Annotated in this window: 15 protein-coding genes; 8 read left to right on the plus strand and 7 right to left on the minus strand. The window is 68.5% G+C overall.

The features are described 5' to 3' along the window. Positions 1–115: 115 nt before the first annotated feature. Complete coding sequence (pgi, locus tag F579_RS0111475; RefSeq protein ID WP_019024843.1) at positions 116–1,774, plus strand: glucose-6-phosphate isomerase; 1,659 nt, start codon at positions 116–118, stop codon at positions 1,772–1,774. 21 nt (positions 1,775–1,795) lie between these two features. Here the strand turns inward: pgi and F579_RS0111480 are convergent, their stop codons facing one another. Continuing rightward, a complete protein-coding gene (locus tag F579_RS0111480; protein WP_019024844.1) occupies positions 1,796–2,662 on the minus strand; it encodes a bifunctional nuclease domain-containing protein in 867 nt (288 codons plus the stop codon). Between the two features lie 90 nt (positions 2,663–2,752). On the opposite strand from F579_RS0111480, the gene F579_RS0111485 reads away from it, so the two are divergent. After that, entirely contained in the window at positions 2,753–3,352 is a 600-nt protein-coding gene (locus tag F579_RS0111485) for a DUF938 domain-containing protein (protein ID WP_019024845.1), read from the plus strand. Positions 3,353–3,382: 30 nt separating this feature from the next. On the opposite strand, the gene F579_RS0111490 is transcribed toward F579_RS0111485, so the two are convergent. Then, complete coding sequence (locus F579_RS0111490; RefSeq protein WP_019024846.1) at positions 3,383–3,802, minus strand: DNA polymerase III subunit chi; 420 nt, start codon at positions 3,800–3,802, stop codon at positions 3,383–3,385. Between the two features lie 16 nt (positions 3,803–3,818). After that, positions 3,819–5,312 carry a leucyl aminopeptidase gene (locus F579_RS0111495; RefSeq protein WP_019024847.1) on the minus strand — a complete coding sequence of 498 codons (1,494 nt, stop codon included), beginning with the start codon at positions 5,310–5,312 and terminating at the stop codon, positions 3,819–3,821. An 88-nt stretch (positions 5,313–5,400) separates the two neighbouring features. On the opposite strand from F579_RS0111495, the gene lptF reads away from it, so the two are divergent. The 3 genes from lptF to F579_RS0111510 are packed head-to-tail and all read left to right on the plus strand — an operon-like array spanning position 5,401 to position 8,239. After that, on the plus strand, positions 5,401–6,516 hold the full coding sequence (lptF, locus tag F579_RS0111500; protein WP_019024848.1) for an LPS export ABC transporter permease LptF: 1,116 nt from the start codon (positions 5,401–5,403) through the stop codon (positions 6,514–6,516). Continuing rightward, positions 6,513–7,586 (plus strand): LPS export ABC transporter permease LptG, encoded by a 1,074-nt coding sequence (gene lptG / locus F579_RS0111505; RefSeq protein WP_018138161.1) that lies wholly within the window; start codon positions 6,513–6,515, stop codon positions 7,584–7,586. Before lptF ends, lptG begins: the two co-directional genes overlap by 4 nt. Positions 7,587–7,621: 35 nt before the next feature. Then, complete coding sequence (locus F579_RS0111510) at positions 7,622–8,239, plus strand: GDSL-type esterase/lipase family protein (protein ID WP_017926354.1); 618 nt, start codon at positions 7,622–7,624, stop codon at positions 8,237–8,239. A gap of 43 nt (positions 8,240–8,282) precedes the next feature. Here F579_RS0111510 and F579_RS0111515 read toward each other — a convergent pair whose 3' ends face one another. Further along, on the minus strand, positions 8,283–8,819 hold the full coding sequence (locus tag F579_RS0111515) for an RDD family protein (RefSeq protein WP_018138159.1): 537 nt from the start codon (positions 8,817–8,819) through the stop codon (positions 8,283–8,285). 62 nt (positions 8,820–8,881) lie between these two features. On the opposite strand from F579_RS0111515, the gene F579_RS0111520 reads away from it, so the two are divergent. Continuing rightward, positions 8,882–9,247 (plus strand): PilZ domain-containing protein, encoded by a 366-nt coding sequence (locus F579_RS0111520; RefSeq protein ID WP_019024849.1) that lies wholly within the window; start codon positions 8,882–8,884, stop codon positions 9,245–9,247. A gap of 66 nt (positions 9,248–9,313) precedes the next feature. On the opposite strand, the gene glp is transcribed toward F579_RS0111520, so the two are convergent. The 3 genes from glp to mobA all read right to left on the minus strand — a co-directional run bounded on the left by glp (position 9,314) and on the right by mobA (position 11,745). Continuing rightward, positions 9,314–10,564, minus strand: coding sequence for a gephyrin-like molybdotransferase Glp (gene glp, locus F579_RS0111525; protein WP_019024850.1), 1,251 nt, complete (start codon positions 10,562–10,564; stop codon positions 9,314–9,316). Positions 10,565–10,577: 13 nt separating this feature from the next. Then, on the minus strand, positions 10,578–11,114 hold the full coding sequence (gene mobB, locus F579_RS0111530; RefSeq protein ID WP_019024851.1) for a molybdopterin-guanine dinucleotide biosynthesis protein B: 537 nt from the start codon (positions 11,112–11,114) through the stop codon (positions 10,578–10,580). 64 nt (positions 11,115–11,178) lie between these two features. Next, entirely contained in the window at positions 11,179–11,745 is a 567-nt protein-coding gene (gene mobA, locus F579_RS0111535) for a molybdenum cofactor guanylyltransferase MobA (protein ID WP_019024852.1), read from the minus strand. 137 nt (positions 11,746–11,882) lie between these two features. Between mobA and F579_RS0111540 the strand changes: the two genes are divergently transcribed. Both F579_RS0111540 and F579_RS0111545 read left to right on the plus strand, forming a co-directional pair. Continuing rightward, positions 11,883–13,433, plus strand: a complete 1,551-nt coding sequence (locus tag F579_RS0111540) for a nodulation protein NfeD (RefSeq protein ID WP_019024853.1) — start codon at positions 11,883–11,885, stop codon at positions 13,431–13,433. Positions 13,434–13,468: 35 nt separating this feature from the next. Then, positions 13,469–14,284 (plus strand): slipin family protein, encoded by an 816-nt coding sequence (locus F579_RS0111545; protein ID WP_019024854.1) that lies wholly within the window; start codon positions 13,469–13,471, stop codon positions 14,282–14,284. The last annotated feature ends 2 nt before the right edge of the window (positions 14,285–14,286 follow it).

The raw sequence follows: 14,286 nt of genomic DNA on the forward strand, positions 1-14,286 counted from the left end.
TGTAACGCACGCGCCCGGAGCGATATGGAACGGGACGGGCGACGACACGCGCCTGGGCATTGAACGGACGGGCGGCGCGCTGCAATCTGGAGTCACCATCGCGAGGGGCACACGGATGATCTCAGGGAACGAAGCGGCACGGAGTGATGATCTGGCTGCACATGCAGGGCGGCTGAACGAGCGCCCCCTGCGAAACCTGCTGGAAGAAGACTTGGGCCGCGTGCAGCGGGATGTGCAGGAGATCGCGGGTCTGCGCCTGGACTGGACGCGCCAGCGGCTGGACGGCCCGGCCTGGCAGGCCCTGACGGCGCATGCGGATCACTGCGGTGTGGCCGGGGCCCTGGGGCGCCTGTTCGCGGGCGCGCGCGTGAACATCACCGAGGACCGTGCGGCTCTCCACACGGCGCTGCGCCTGCCATCCGGCGCTCGCTGCGAGGTCGCGGGCGAGGACCTGGCGCGGGTGGTGCACGCGGAACTCGAGCGCATGGAGACCTTCGTGCGCCGGGTTCACGCGGGCGAACACACGGGCCATACCGGCCAGCCGATCCGGCGCGTGATCAATATCGGTATCGGCGGCTCCGACCTGGGGCCGCGGATGGTCTGCCGTGCCCTGGCCGCACATGCCCGTCCGACCGCTGCGGGCGCTCCGCTGACCGTGCGCTTTGTCTCCAACGTGGATGGCGCCGCGCTGTCCGCCGAGCTGCGCGAGGCCGACCCCGAGACGACCCTGTTCATCGTCGCCTCCAAGACCTTCGGCACGCAGGAGACCCTGACCAACGCCCGCGCCGCGCGCGACTGGCTGCTTGGCCGCTTTCCCGAGGAGGCGGTCGCGCGCCACTTTGTCGCGGTGTCCACCGCGCGCGAGCGGGTAGTGGAGTTCGGGATCGACCCGGCCAACATGTTCGGCTTCTGGGACTGGGTCGGCGGGCGCTACTCGGTGTGGTCGGTGATCGGTCTGCCGGTGGCGCTGCTGCTGGGTATGGATGGCTTTCGCGCCTTCCTCGGCGGGGCGCACAGGATGGACGAGCACGTGCGCGGCACGGCCCTTGCCGACAATGCCGCTGTTCGCATGGCCCTGGTCGACTACTGGAACCAGAACCTGCTGGGGGCCTGCGCCCGTGCGGTCCTGCCCTATGACGAGCGCCTGGCCCTGCTGCCCGCCTACCTGCAGCAGGCGGAGATGGAGAGCCTCGGCAAACGGGTGCGGCTGGATGGCCACCCGGTGGATGAGGATACCGGCAGCATCGTCTGGGGGGCGGTCGGCACCGATGGCCAGCACGCGTTCTTCCAACTGCTGCATCAGGGTACGCGGGTGATCCCGGCGGAATTCATCGGTGTGGCCCGGCCGGAGCACGACCTGCCGGCCCAGCACCCGCTGCTGCTGGCGAACCTGGTGGCGCAGGCGCAGGCCCTGGCGCTGGGCAAGGACGAGGACACAGTGCGCGCGGAGATGGCTGCGGCCGGTGTCGCGCCCGAGCAGATCGATGCCCTGGCCCCGCACCGTACCTTCCCGGGCAACCGGCCCAGCACCGTGATCCTGCTCGAGCAACTCGATCCGGCCACGCTCGGGGCCCTGATCGCGCTGTACGAGCACAAGATCTATGTGCTCGCGACGCTCTGGGGCATCAATGCCTTCGACCAGTGGGGCGTGGAGCTTGGCAAGCAGCTGGCCGGCGAGGCCCTGCAGGCCCTGCGCGGCGAGGGCGGACAGCCGGACGCGGCCACGGCCGCGACGCTGGACTGGCTGCGCTCGCGGCTGCCGACTGCCGACTGACTTCTTTCCTGGCCAGATCCGCTACACCGCCAAGGCGTCGTCCGACTCCTCGATCTGCGGGACATCGGTGGGCAGGGTGATGGTGCGTTCCTCGCCGTCTAGCCAGAAGCGGATCTCCGCCTCTTCGCCATCCGGGGTCGCGGAGACCGCATCCAGAAACTCGATCGGGGTCTCGGGGGTTTGCCCGTTCACTTCCAGGATCAGCGCGCCCTGCGCCAGGCCGGCGGCTGCGGCCGCGCCCTGGGCACGGCTGACCAGCACGCCGGGTTCATCCGGCAGTTCCAGCGCATCGCGCAGGTCGTCGCGCACCGCGATTACGGTGATACCGAGTGCGGTCACCACCTCGTCGTCACCGGGTGGACTGAACTCGAACGGCACGTCGGCCTCGAGGACGTCGGGCGAGACCGCAATCGTGGCACCGGTGCGCACGGCCAGGGCCAGGCCGTCACTGGGGCGGGTGTCGATGTAGCGCGGATCGTCCTCTCCCTCCACGCGCAGTTCCAGCCAGCCAAGGTAGGTGCCGTCGACCAGGCCGTCGACGATCACGCGCTCAAGGGTCGCATCCAGTTCGTCCAGCAGGTTGATCATCAGGTCGTGCGTCTGCGGGCGTGACAGCTGGACCTCGTGCATCGCCAGCAGGATGGCCTGTGCCTGGTCGGGGCCGATCACGATCGGTACCACCTCGCCGGAGTCGGGGTCGCGCAGCAGGGCGATCGGGGCGCCGGTCTGGGCATCCATGCCGACGGTCGCCAGCTCCACCGGGAGCACGCGTTCCAGAGCCTCCGGATCGACTTCGCGGGCGAGGGCGTCACTAGCGGCGAGCGCGAGGGTGAACACCAGGGAAACGATCAGGACTCGGGGCCAGGCAAACCAGCGGGAATGCGACATGGGGCGGGCCTGTGTTCGGGATGTCCCTCGATCATGGCAGTCCGCCCCGGGTGCGTCCAGAATGACCCGAAATCGTATGCAGGAGAGATGATGTCCCGACACAAGCCGTACGCCCCGGCCGCAGAGGAGAACCGCGACCCCATCCTGTCCGTGTTGCGCGAGCGTTTTGCCGCACCGGGGCGTGTGCTGGAGGTCGGGGCGGGAACGGGGCAGCACGCGGCGTATTTCGCCGGCGCCCTGCCACACCTCGACTGGCTCCCGAGCGATGTCGCGGAGAACCTTCCGGGGGTGGAGGCCTGGCGCGCGGACGCGGCGCTGCCGAACCTGCGGGTGCCGGTGGCGCTGGACGTGCTGGCCGACCCCTGGCCCGAGGGGCCGTTCGACTACGTCTACAGCGCGAATACCGTGCACATCATGCACTGGCCGGCGGTCGAGGTCTTTTTTGCCGGCGTGGGGCGGGTGCTGGCGCCGGGTGGGGTCTTCGCCCTGTACGGCCCGTTCGCGCATGACGGCGCGCACACGGCGCCGTCCAATGCCCGTTTCGACGCGATGCTGCGCCAGCAGGACCCGGGCATGGGCGTGCGCGACCGCGCCGATCTGGACGCGCTGGCCGGGCAGCACGGGCTTGGCCGGGCCGAGGTGGTGGACATGCCGGTCAACAACCAGGTGCTGATCTGGCACAAGGCCTGAAGAGTTCGTGTTTCCCTGGCGTGGTGCGTGTCAGATGTTGTGGTGCTGCAGCGGGTAGCCGCGTTCCTTGAAGTAGCGGTAGCGGGCGCGGCCCGCCTCGCGTTCCGATTCCTCGCCGCCGACGATATCCGCGACCCGCTCGAAGCGCCCGCAGTACTCCGGCACCTCCGGCGCCAGGTTGATCAGCACGTCGCAGCGATCCGACGGGGCATGGGCCTCGTGCAGGGAGACCGGGACTTCCGCATCGCGCACATCGGTGCTGTGCGGCAGGAAGGCGGTGTCCTCGAAGGTCCACAGCCACTCGTCCAGCGTGCGCGTCAGCTCCGGCGAGCCGGTGTGGATGTGCACGCGATGGCCCTGGCCGCTGGCCTTCTTCGCCAGGCGGCAGGTGAAGCGCAGCCGCGCCTCTGGGGCCGGGTCCTGCAGCAGGTAGAAGCTGACGTGGGTCATCCGCGCCCGACCCGGATCAGGCCTGGTCGAGCAGGTAGCGCATCAGCATCGGTACCGGGCGGCCGGTCGCGCCCTTCTCCTTGCCGCTCTTCCAGGCCACGCCGGCGATGTCGACATGCGCCCAGGTGTAGTCCTCGGTATAGCGCGACAGGAAGCAGGCGGCGGTGATGGTGCCGGCGGGGCGCCCGCCGATATTGGCCATGTCGGCGAAATTGCTCTTCAGCTGTTCCTGGTACTCCGGCCACAGCGGGAGCTGCCAGCCGCGATCGCCGGTCTCCTCGCCGGCGGCCAGCAGGCCCTTCGCCAGGCGCTCGTTGTTGCCCAGGATCGCCGCGCCCTGATGGCCCAGCGCGACGATGCAGGCCCCAGTCAGGGTGGCGATGTCGATTACGGCCTTCGGCTTGTAGCGCTCGACCCAGGTCAGCGCATCGGCCAGCACCAGGCGCCCCTCGGCGTCGGTATTCAGGATCTCGACGGTCTGCCCGGACAAAGTGGTGACGATGTCGCCGGGGCGCGTTGCGCGGCCGTCGGGCATGTTCTCGGCGCTGGTGACCACGCCGACTACGTTGATCGGCAGCCCCAGCTCGCAGCAGGCCTCGATCACCCCGAACACGCTGGCCGCGCCGCACATGTCGTACTTCATCTCGTCCATCTCGGCACCGGGCTTCAGCGAGATACCGCCGGTGTCGAAGGTGATGCCCTTGCCGACCAGCACCACCGGGGCGTCGCCCTTCTTGCCGCCGGAGTACTCCATCGCGATCAAGCGCGGCGGGCGCTCGGAACCCTTGCCTACCGCCAGGATGGCCCCGGCCCCGAGCTTCTCCAGGTCCTTCTCGTCCAGCACTGTGGCCTTCAGTGTGTTGTGCTGCTTGGCCATCTCGCGTGCGGTCTCGGCCAGACTCTCCGGGTAGCAGACATTCGGCGGGGTGTTGCCCAGGTCCTTCGCGCGGTTCACGCCGGTGGCGATGGCCGCGGCCTCGGTGCAGGCCTTCTTAGCGGCCTCGGCGTCCTTGCGCTCCACGCACAGCTGGATCTTGTCCAGCTTCACCGGGGTGGTCTTCTCCTTGCCCTTGAACGGGGTGAAGCGGTAGGCGGCCTCCGAGATCGCCGCGACCAGGGTGTGCACCACCCAGGCGATGTCCTTGCCGCGCGGCTGGAAGTCCGCGACTGCGACCGCGGCGCTGGCGGCCGGGCGCTCGACCAGCGCGGCGGCCAGGGCCTGCGCCGCCTTGCGCGCGGCGCGGGCGTCGAAGTCCTTCTTCGCCCCCAGGCCGATCAGGAGTGCGCTACCCTTCCCTTGATTGCCTGGGGTTCCACCGCCGGGCAGCAACAGCCGGCTGCCGGCCTCGCCATCCATCTCGCCGGCCTTCAGCAGGGCCGCGATCTCGCCGTCGCGCGCGGCATCCAGGGCGCTGGCGCCCGCGGCCAGCTTGCGCTTGTGGGCGATCCCGGCGGCGCGGATGCCGACGCGGGGTTTGTCGAGGGTCGAGGTGGTGACGGAGAATTGCATGAATGCCTCCCGAAAATGAGTCCGAGCATGTTACCAGCGCCGAGCGGCGCCCGACCACGCGTCGCGTCCGACGCGGGGTGATGCGCGCGTGATTCTGCGTCGTGCCGAGCGTTTCATCGCCCGCGAGCTGTGGCTGACCCAGGCTGCGGTGAGCGTGGTGCTGCTGCTGGTCATCATCGGCGGCGTACTGGCGCGGGTGCTGCGCGACGTCGCCGAGGGCAGCCTGCCGGTCGATTTCCTCCCCGGCATGGTCGCGTTCGGGGCGTTCAAGGGCATCGTGTTCCTCTGGCCGGTCGCGCTGTTTCTGGCGTTCATGCTGGTGTTCGGGCGCATGCAGCGCGACAGCGAGATGACCGCGCTGCAGGCCAGCGGGATGTCGTTCGCGGCCCTCTACCGTGCGCTGTTCTGGGTGGCGGCCCCGGCCGCGATCCTGTTGCTGGTGCTGATGACCATGGTGGTGCCCCGTACCGAGGCGCAGATCGACCAGCTGCGTGACCTGGCCGAGCAGCGCTCCGACCTGGTGGGGATTGCCCCGGGGCGGTTCCTGCGCTCGCGGGTGGGCGATCAGGTCTTCTTCGCCGAGCGCATGAGCGCGGATCGCGAGGCCTTGCTGGAGGTCTTCATCTATCGCGAGGTGGACGGCGAGTCGCAGATCACCGTGGCCGAGCGCGCGGTGCCCGATCCCGAGGCCGAGGGCAGCGGCTTCCTGCTGCTGGAGAATGGCTACCGCTATGTCGGCGAGCCCGGCACCGCGAGCTTCCGCATGCTGGAGTTCGAGCGCCTGCGCACCCAGATTACCGAGCCCGACCCAACCACGCGGCGCGCCAGCCTGGATGCGCTGCCGACCTCCGCGCTGTGGGCGCAGCGCGACGATCCCGAGGCGCGTGCCGAGCTGGAATGGCGTCTGGCGATGCCGCTGTCAATCCTGGTGCTGGCATTGCTTGCGCTGCCGCTGGCGCAGGTACCGCCCCGCACCGGGCGCTACGCACGCATCCCGGCCGCGATCGGTGTGTACGTGCTGTACGCAAACTTCCTGATCCTCGGGCAGGGGCAGCTGGCCGACGGCCGCACGCCGCTGGCCCTGGGGCTGTGGTGGACCCATGGCCTGATGCTGGTGCTGTGGGTGGTGCTGGCCTGGCACAAGGGCCTGTTGCGGCTGCGGTCGGCCACTCCTCGTTTGCGTGATGCCGGAGGGGCGCCATGACCACGGTGCTGGGGCGCTATGTGATCCGCCAGGTGCTGATCGGCACGGCGTTGGCCGTGGTATTGCTGGTCGCGCTGGACGCGGTGTTCGCGATGATCGACGAGCTGCGCGATACCGGCACCGGCACCTACGGGGTCACCGAGGCGATGCTCTACGTGGCCCTGACCCTGCCACGGCGGATGTACGAGATGCTGCCTTCGGCAGCCCTGCTGGGCGGGCTTCTGTGGCTGGGCAATCTCGCGGCGAACAGCGAGCTGACGGCGATGCGGGCCGCCGGCATGACGCTGGGCCGGTTCATCGTCTGGGTGCTGCAGGCGGGGCTGGTGGTGGTGATGGTGATGCTGATTATCGGCGAATTCTTTGCTCCGGCCTCGGAGACGCGCGCTCAGGCGCTGAAGGCCTCGGCCTTCGACGAGGAGATCAGCGTGGGGTCGATGGGGCTTTGGGCGCGCGATGGGCAGCGGATGATCCACGCCGAGTCGGTGCTGGCCGGGAATCAGTTGATCGGGGTGCGCATCATCGAGTTCACCGGGGATCGCGAGCCCAGCCGCATCACCCGCGCGGCGCGGGCCCAGTTTGTCGATGGCGACTGGCGCCTGGAGGACGTGGAGCGCTCGCAGCTGTCGCATGACCGCGTGGTTGCCGAACACCGTGAGCAGGAGACGATCGACCGGCTGATCGCCCCCGAATATTTCGACGTGCTGGTGGTCGAGCCCAGCCAGATGGCCGCGCTCGACCTCTCCCGCTACATCGACTATCTGCAGCAGAACCAGCTGGACGCCGCCCCGTACGAGGTCGCGTTCTGGCAGCGCTTTACCCTGCCAGCCAGCACCTTCGTGATGCTGCTGCTGGCGATTCCGTTCCTGTTTGGCTCGCAGCGCGAGGGCGGCGCCGGCCAGCGCCTGTTTATCGGGATCGCGATCGGGGTCTCGTTCGTGATCGTGATGCGCGCGATCACTCACCTAGGGCTGGTGTACAACCTGCCGCCGCTGCTGGCGGCCAGCCTGCCGGTGTTGCTGTTTCTGGCCATCGCGCTGTTCGCGCTGCGACGCATGGCGGTGCGGGCGTGATCGTTTGTTCGCGACGGCGGTTTCTGGCAGGCGGGATGGCGGGGCTGCTGGCGCTGCTCGCCGGCTGCGGTGGCAGTGGCCCCGGTGACCTGGAGCCGCTGCCGCGCGCGGCCACCGTGCTGGCGTTCGGGGACAGCGTGACCCACGGGACGGGTGCCTCGCGCGGGGAGGATTTTCCGGCACGGCTGGCCGAGATCACCGGCTGGCAGGTGGTGAACGACGGCGTGCCCGGCGACCGGGCGGACAGCGCGCGCGACCGACTGGGCCCCAGCTTGCGCGAGCACGAGCCCGACCTGGTGATTATCGGCCTCGGCGGCAATGACTTCCTGCGCCAGCGCGCCGCGTCGTCGGTCAAGGAGGACCTGCGGGCCCTGATCCACGAGGTGCGCGAGCATGGCGCCCAGCCCCTGTTGCTTGGTGTGCCCTCGGCCTCGGCCTTTGCGGCCGCGACGGGGCGCCTGCGCGACGACGATATCTATGGCGAGCTGGCGCGCGAGGAGGAGGTTCCGCTAATCGACGGGGTGCTGTCAGGGGTGCTCTCGAACGGCGACCTGCGCGCGGATCGCATCCACCCGAACGCGGCCGGCTATCAGCAAATGGCGGAACAAATCGCCGAAGGGCTGGAGGATCTCGGCCTGTGGCTTGCCCCCTGATGTAAAGGACCCTGCGGGCTCCGGGGCCGCAGGCGGCGTCGGTTCAGGCCGCCTTGTCCTTTTTCCAGCGCGGTTTGGCGAGGCCCGGGATGCGTACCAGCTCGGTCCCGGACAGCCAGTCGTGCAGCATCCAGCGCCGTGGATGGAACTGCGACAGCCCCAGCGCGAAGATTGCCGCGGCGGTGACCGCTACGGTTGCCACGGCGCCGTGTTCGCGCACCGCCCAGATCGCCATCAGCACCACCAGCCACTGGGCGGCCGCCACCAGATAGCGCAGCGTGGCCTGCCAGGCATTGACCGGCTGGCCATGCTCGGTGCGCAGCTGGATGTTCCAGGTCTGCAGGCCCAGGGTCTGCCCGGTGCGCGTCCAGAACCAGAAAAAGAATGCCCAGCCCACGAACAGGTTGGCGATGAAATGCGCGCGGGTGGAGTACCAGCCGGTCAGGTTGCCCAGCGCCACCACGATCATGCCCAGCACCATCCAGATCGCGATCAACAGCAAGGCGTCGTAGATGATCGCGCCGAAGCGGCGCAGCAGGCCGGCGGGCAGGCCTTCGATATTCTTGGGGTCTTGGCTCATGGGCAGGGTCGGGATCGGTATGCAGGTTGGTGGAATGGGCAAGGAGCGCGTAGTCTTCCTGTATGGAGCGACGGTTTCAACGTATTCCCCTGGAGTTTCCGGCCACCCTGATCCATGCGAACGGGGAGTGTCCTGTGCGCGTCGAGGATATCTCGCTGCGCGGTGTCCTCGTCGAAGGCACGCAGATCCCGGTGCTGGAGTCGGGTGCCGTGGTCACGCTGGATATCCCGCTGTCGGACGAGGCGCGCATCGCGTTCGAGGGCCGCGTGCGCTGGCAGGAGGGCCTGTGGCTGGGGCTCGAGATCGAGGCGATGCCGCTGGAATCGGCGACGCACCTGCGTCGGCTGGTCGAACTCAATCTGGGTGACGAGGCCCTGCTGGAGCGGGAGTTCGCCGCCATGGCCGAGTCCGTTCCGACTCGCGAATAAGTCGGCCGCCCAAGTAAAGGCCCCAGTTCGTATCCCCGATGTCCGCATCCCCGATGGATGCGGCGATCAGAAGACCTCTCGGAACGGGAGCACCTCCACCCATTCGCCCACGCGCGCCCCGTCGGACTCGCGCGGCAGCACGATGTAGGCATTGGCCTGGCTCATCGCGCGCAGCTGGTGCGAGCTCTGACCGCCGGCCGAGCGCACGATCCACCCTCGGTCATCGGTTGCGAGCACGGCCCGCTGGAAGTCCTTGCGCCCGGGGGTCTTGTGCAGGTCCTCCACCAGGCGCGCGCTGACGGCCTTCGGCGGCGCGGTGTCCCGTCCGGCCAGGGCCTGCAGGGCAGGGCGGACCAGCAGGGCGAAGGTCGTCATCACCGCGACCGGGTTGCCGGGGAGACCAAAGAAATGCGCGTCGCCGATGCGACCGAAGGCCAGCGGTCGGCCCGGCTTGATCGCCATCTTCCAGAAGCAGACCTGGCCCGAAGCCCGCAGCACGCGGGTCACGTGGTCGGCATCGCCGACCGAGACGCCGCCGGTGGTGATGATCAGGTCCGCCTCCTGTCCGGCGCGCTCCAGCGCCTCGCGCACCGCGGCCTCGGTATCGCGGATCACGCCGTAGTCCAGCGCCTCGACCGGGTAGGACGCCAGCAGCGCGCGCAGCGTGTGGCGGTTGGAGTCATGGATCTGGCCAGGGCCTAGCGGCTGTCCCAGCGGCACCAGTTCGTCGCCGGTGGAGAAGAACGCGACCCGCGGCTTGCGCAGCACTTGCAGCTCGGCAATCCCCTGGCTGGCCAGCACGCCGATCTCGGCGGCGCCGATGACCTGCCCCTGGGCGAACAGGGCGGTGCCGCTGGCGGTGTCGCTGCCCGGGCCGCGGATGTTGTGCCCGGGCGCCAGGCCGCCGTTGTTCAGGCGAATCCCGGCCTCGCCGACGCGCTCGACCTGTTCCTGCATGATTACGACATCGGCGCCGTCCGGGACCACGGCGCCGGTCAGGATGCGCACACACTGGCCCGGTTCCACGCGGCCATCCCAGGGGTGCCCGGCGGCCGAGGTCCCGGCCAGCATCAGCTCGCGACCCGCGATGGCATCGTCGGCGCGCAGGGCATAGCCATCCATCGCGGAGACGGCGGCCGGCGGGACGTCGATGCGGGCGGCGATCGGCTCGGCCAGGGTGCGCCCCAGCGCGGATTCCAGCGGCACGGTCTCGGACTCGGTCAGCGCATCGCAGGCCTGCAGGATGGCCGCGCGTGCCTGTTCCAGGGTCAGGGCGTTGGGATCGAACTCGTCGCAGCTGGGTGCGGCCTGGGCCATGGAGGTCTCCGGATCAGGGATTCAGGTTGAAGTAGTCAATGATAAAACGCGCGACTGCATCGGGGTCGTTGACCGGCAGCAGGGGGCCGTCGAAGTCGAGTTCGGTGGCATCGGTCGCGACCGCGATCACGCCGGGGATCTCCGGGTAGAGCGGGGGCTTGCCGACGGCCGGACGGTGGACCTCGATCTTTGGCAGGTCGGCCTGCTTGAAGCCCTCGACCAGGATCAGGTCCGCGCGCTCCGGGTCCAGGCGCGAACAGAGCATGTCCAGGTCCGGTACGCCGCCATCGTCGGTCTCCGGGGTCTCCACCATCAGCGCATAGCGGCGGCAGGAGGCGACCAGCATCTGGTCCGCGCCGGCGTGGCGCAGCTCGTAGCTGTCCTTGCCGGGGGTGTCCACGTCGAAGGCGTGATGGGCATGCTTGATCACGGCCGGGCGCTGGCCGCGGGCGCGCAGGGCGGGGATCACCGCCTTGAGCAAGGTGGTCTTGCCGCTGCCGCTCCAGGCGGCAAAGCCGATGCGCGGGAGGTTGGTCGGGATTGGGTTCATGGTCACCTGCTTGCGTTATGCACGCCCGAGTATAGCGATAACCGCTGGCAGCGGGAGGGAGCGCTCAGCTAACCAGATCCTCGGGCGTGTTCAGGTTGACGAAGGCGCCGGGCTGGTCGGAAAAGTCGACCACCGTGGCCCCGGTGTCCCGAAACCAGCGTCCGACCGCGAGTGAGCCATGGGCGAGATCCGCCTCCAGGCGTGCGGACAGCTCGGGTCTGAGCAGGGCGAACAGCGGTTGCAGGCGTTCGCCGTCATGGGCGATTGCGGCGGGAGCGTCGCCATCACCCAGCGCCTGACCCAGCCGTTCGGCCAGGCCGGGCGGCAGGTGCGGGGCATCCACCGGGACGCTGAGCAGGATGTGCCCGGGGTAGTGCGCCCATGCCGCGGCGATCCCGGCCAGTGGTCCCGGGTAGTCCGGACGGGTATCCGGCAGGCAGGGAAACCCCAGCGCCTGATAGCGGTCGATATCGGTGTTGGCGCTGATCACGATGGAGTCCACTTGCGGCCGCAGACGTTCGATCACCTGTTCCACCAGTGGGCGGCCCTGGTACTCCACCCAGCCCTTGTTGCGCCCGCCCATGCGCCGACCCTGTCCGCCGGCCAGGACCAGACCGAGTGGCGGATGCATTGCCTTGTTCGTGGAAGATGCGGGCATCGGGATTGGGGGGTCAGCGGCGCAATAGCCTATGGTTTAGGGTGGGAGCACGTACCGGGTGAAGCGTTGCCGAGTGTACGACGAAACAGGACCGACGGGAGAGGAAGCCCATGAAGCGAGGCGGCATGCGCCTCTGGCGAACCGTAATCTGGTTGGCATTCCTGCTGCTGGGGGCCGGCTGGCTGGCGATGTCCACGCTGGCGGACACCGGGCAGCGGCAGGCACTGGTGCTGACCGTGGAAGATGCCATTGGGCCGGCCACCGGCGATTACATCCGCCGCGGTATCGAGCGCGCGGAGGCCGAGGATGCCGAGATCATGGTCCTGATGCTGGATACCCCGGGCGGGCTGGATTCCAGCATGCGCAGCATCATCCGCAACATCCTGCAATCGGATGTCCCGGTGGTCACCTATGTCCACCCTTCGGGTGCCCGCGCGGCCAGCGCCGGGACCTACATCCTCTACGGTTCGCATGTCGCGGCGATGACCCCGGCCACCAACCTCGGCTCCGCCACGCCAGTGCAGATGGGCGGGGGTGGTCTGCCGGGCATGGATCCGCCGGAAGAGGAGGAAGAAGAGGCCACCGACGAAGCCAACGACAACGGCAGCGGGGGCAATGACACCAACGGGGCCGAGGAGCAGGACAACGGCGAAAACGGCAACGGCAACGGCAACGGCGACAACGGCGAGGTCGAGCCGGCCACCGAGGAGGAACTGCTGGAGGACGATCCCCCCTCGCCCCGCCGGGGCGGCGACGCGATGGAACGCAAGGTGCTGGAAGATGCGGTGTCTTACATCCGCGGCCTGGCCGAGCGCTACGATCGCAACGCCGAGTGGGCCGAGGAGACAGTGCGCGAGGGCTCCAACCTGACCGCGACTGCCGCGCTGGAACAGAACGTGATCGACTTCGTCGCGGACAACCTCGACGACCTGCTGGCGCAGATCGACGGCCATACCGTGCGCATGCACGACGGCGAGCGGACGCTGTCGACCGAGGGGCTGGAGATCGTGCGCATGGATCCGGACTGGCGCACCCAGCTGCTGTCGCTGATCACCAACCCGAACATCGCCTACATCCTGATGCTGATCGGGATCTACGGCATCATCTTCGAGCTGGCCAATCCGGGCGCGATCTATCCCGGGGTGATCGGCTCGATCGCGCTGATCCTGGCGTTCTTCGCGCTGCAGGTGATGCCGGTGAACTACGCGGGCCTGGCGCTGATGCTGCTGGGCATGATTTTCATGATTGCAGAGGCCTTCGTACCCAGTTTCGGGGCGCTGGGCATAGGAGGAATCGTGGCCTTTACCGTTGGCTCCATCATCCTGTGGGACGACCCGCAGCTGAATGTGGCGATCCCGCTGGTGATCGGCACCGCCATTGCTATTGGCATCCTGTCGGTCTGGGTGCTGGGCCGGCTGTTCAGCCTGCGCGGCAAGAAGCCCGCCACCGGCTATGAAGAGATGATCGGCATGATCGGCGAGGCGCGCGAGGACTTCGACCAAAGCGGTCGGGTCTGGGTCCACAGCGAACAGTGGAACGCGGAGACCTCGGCGCCGGTCCGCGAAGGACAGAAGGTGCGCGTGACCGCCATCGAAGGACTCAGGCTTCGGGTCGAACCCGTGACTGAAGAAGACACCCCGGGCACTGCCTCGGCCGGTTAACCGGCGCGGCACCCTCAACACAGAAGGAGCAGGACATGAACGATCTCGGTTTCTTTGTCGTCCCGCTAGTCATCCTGGTCGCCATCATCGTGATGTCGATCAAGGTGCTGCGCGAGTACGAGCGCGGCGTCATCTTCTTCCTCGGCCGTTTCCAGTCGGTGAAGGGCCCGGGCCTGATCATCGTGATCCCGGGCATTCAGCAGATGGTGCGGATCGACCTGCGTATCATCACCCTGGACGTGCCCAGCCAGGACGTGATCTCGCAGGACAACGTGACGGTTCGGGTGAACGCGGTGCTGTACTTCCGCGTGGTGGATTCCGCCAAGTCGGTGATCCAGGTCGAGGACTACTACGCCGCGACCAGCCAGCTCGCGCAGACCACGCTGCGCTCGGTGCTCGGCAAGCATGACCTGGACGAGATGCTCTCCGAGCGTGACAAGCTGAACAACGACATCCAGGAGATCCTCGACTCGCAGACCGATGCCTGGGGCATCAAGGTCACCAACGTCGAGATCAAGCATGTCGACCTGGACGACTCGATGATCCGCGCGATCGCGCGCCAGGCCGAGGCCGAGCGCGAACGTCGGGCCAAGGTCATCCACGCCGAGGGCGAACTGCAGGCGGCCGAGAAGCTGGTGCAGGCGGCCCAGAAGATGGAGGCAAGCCCGGCCGCGCTTCAACTGCGCTACATGCAGACGATGTCCGACATGTCGACCAACGGCAACGCCAACTCGATCTTCTTCCCGCTACCGCTTGAACTGACCAAGGTGTTCGAGAACCTCGCCGGCAAGTTCCGCGCGGAGAACCCCGAGGCCCCGGGTAACCCCGGCAATCCGGGGGGCAACCCGTAGGC

The sequence above is a fragment of the Thioalkalivibrio sp. ALJ21 genome, assembly GCF_000378605.1.
GTDB lineage: Bacteria > Pseudomonadota > Gammaproteobacteria > Ectothiorhodospirales > Ectothiorhodospiraceae > Thioalkalivibrio.

Coding starts and splice junctions, on each gene's coding strand:
- pgi (WP_019024843.1), top strand. CDS start 116: ATGATCTCAGGGAACGAAGCGGCACGGAGTGATGATCTGGCTGCACAT.
- F579_RS0111480 (WP_019024844.1), bottom strand. CDS start 2,662: ATGTCGCATTCCCGCTGGTTTGCCTGGCCCCGAGTCCTGATCGTTTCC.
- F579_RS0111485 (WP_019024845.1), top strand. CDS start 2,753: ATGTCCCGACACAAGCCGTACGCCCCGGCCGCAGAGGAGAACCGCGAC.
- F579_RS0111490 (WP_019024846.1), bottom strand. CDS start 3,802: ATGACCCACGTCAGCTTCTACCTGCTGCAGGACCCGGCCCCAGAGGCG.
- F579_RS0111495 (WP_019024847.1), bottom strand. CDS start 5,312: ATGCAATTCTCCGTCACCACCTCGACCCTCGACAAACCCCGCGTCGGC.
- lptG (WP_018138161.1), top strand. CDS start 6,513: ATGACCACGGTGCTGGGGCGCTATGTGATCCGCCAGGTGCTGATCGGC.
- F579_RS0111510 (WP_017926354.1), top strand. CDS start 7,622: ATGGCGGGGCTGCTGGCGCTGCTCGCCGGCTGCGGTGGCAGTGGCCCC.
- F579_RS0111515 (WP_018138159.1), bottom strand. CDS start 8,819: ATGAGCCAAGACCCCAAGAATATCGAAGGCCTGCCCGCCGGCCTGCTG.
- F579_RS0111520 (WP_019024849.1), top strand. CDS start 8,882: ATGGAGCGACGGTTTCAACGTATTCCCCTGGAGTTTCCGGCCACCCTG.
- glp (WP_019024850.1), bottom strand. CDS start 10,564: ATGGCCCAGGCCGCACCCAGCTGCGACGAGTTCGATCCCAACGCCCTG.
- mobB (WP_019024851.1), bottom strand. CDS start 11,114: ATGAACCCAATCCCGACCAACCTCCCGCGCATCGGCTTTGCCGCCTGG.
- mobA (WP_019024852.1), bottom strand. CDS start 11,745: ATGCATCCGCCACTCGGTCTGGTCCTGGCCGGCGGACAGGGTCGGCGC.
- F579_RS0111540 (WP_019024853.1), top strand. CDS start 11,883: ATGAAGCGAGGCGGCATGCGCCTCTGGCGAACCGTAATCTGGTTGGCA.
- F579_RS0111545 (WP_019024854.1), top strand. CDS start 13,469: ATGAACGATCTCGGTTTCTTTGTCGTCCCGCTAGTCATCCTGGTCGCC.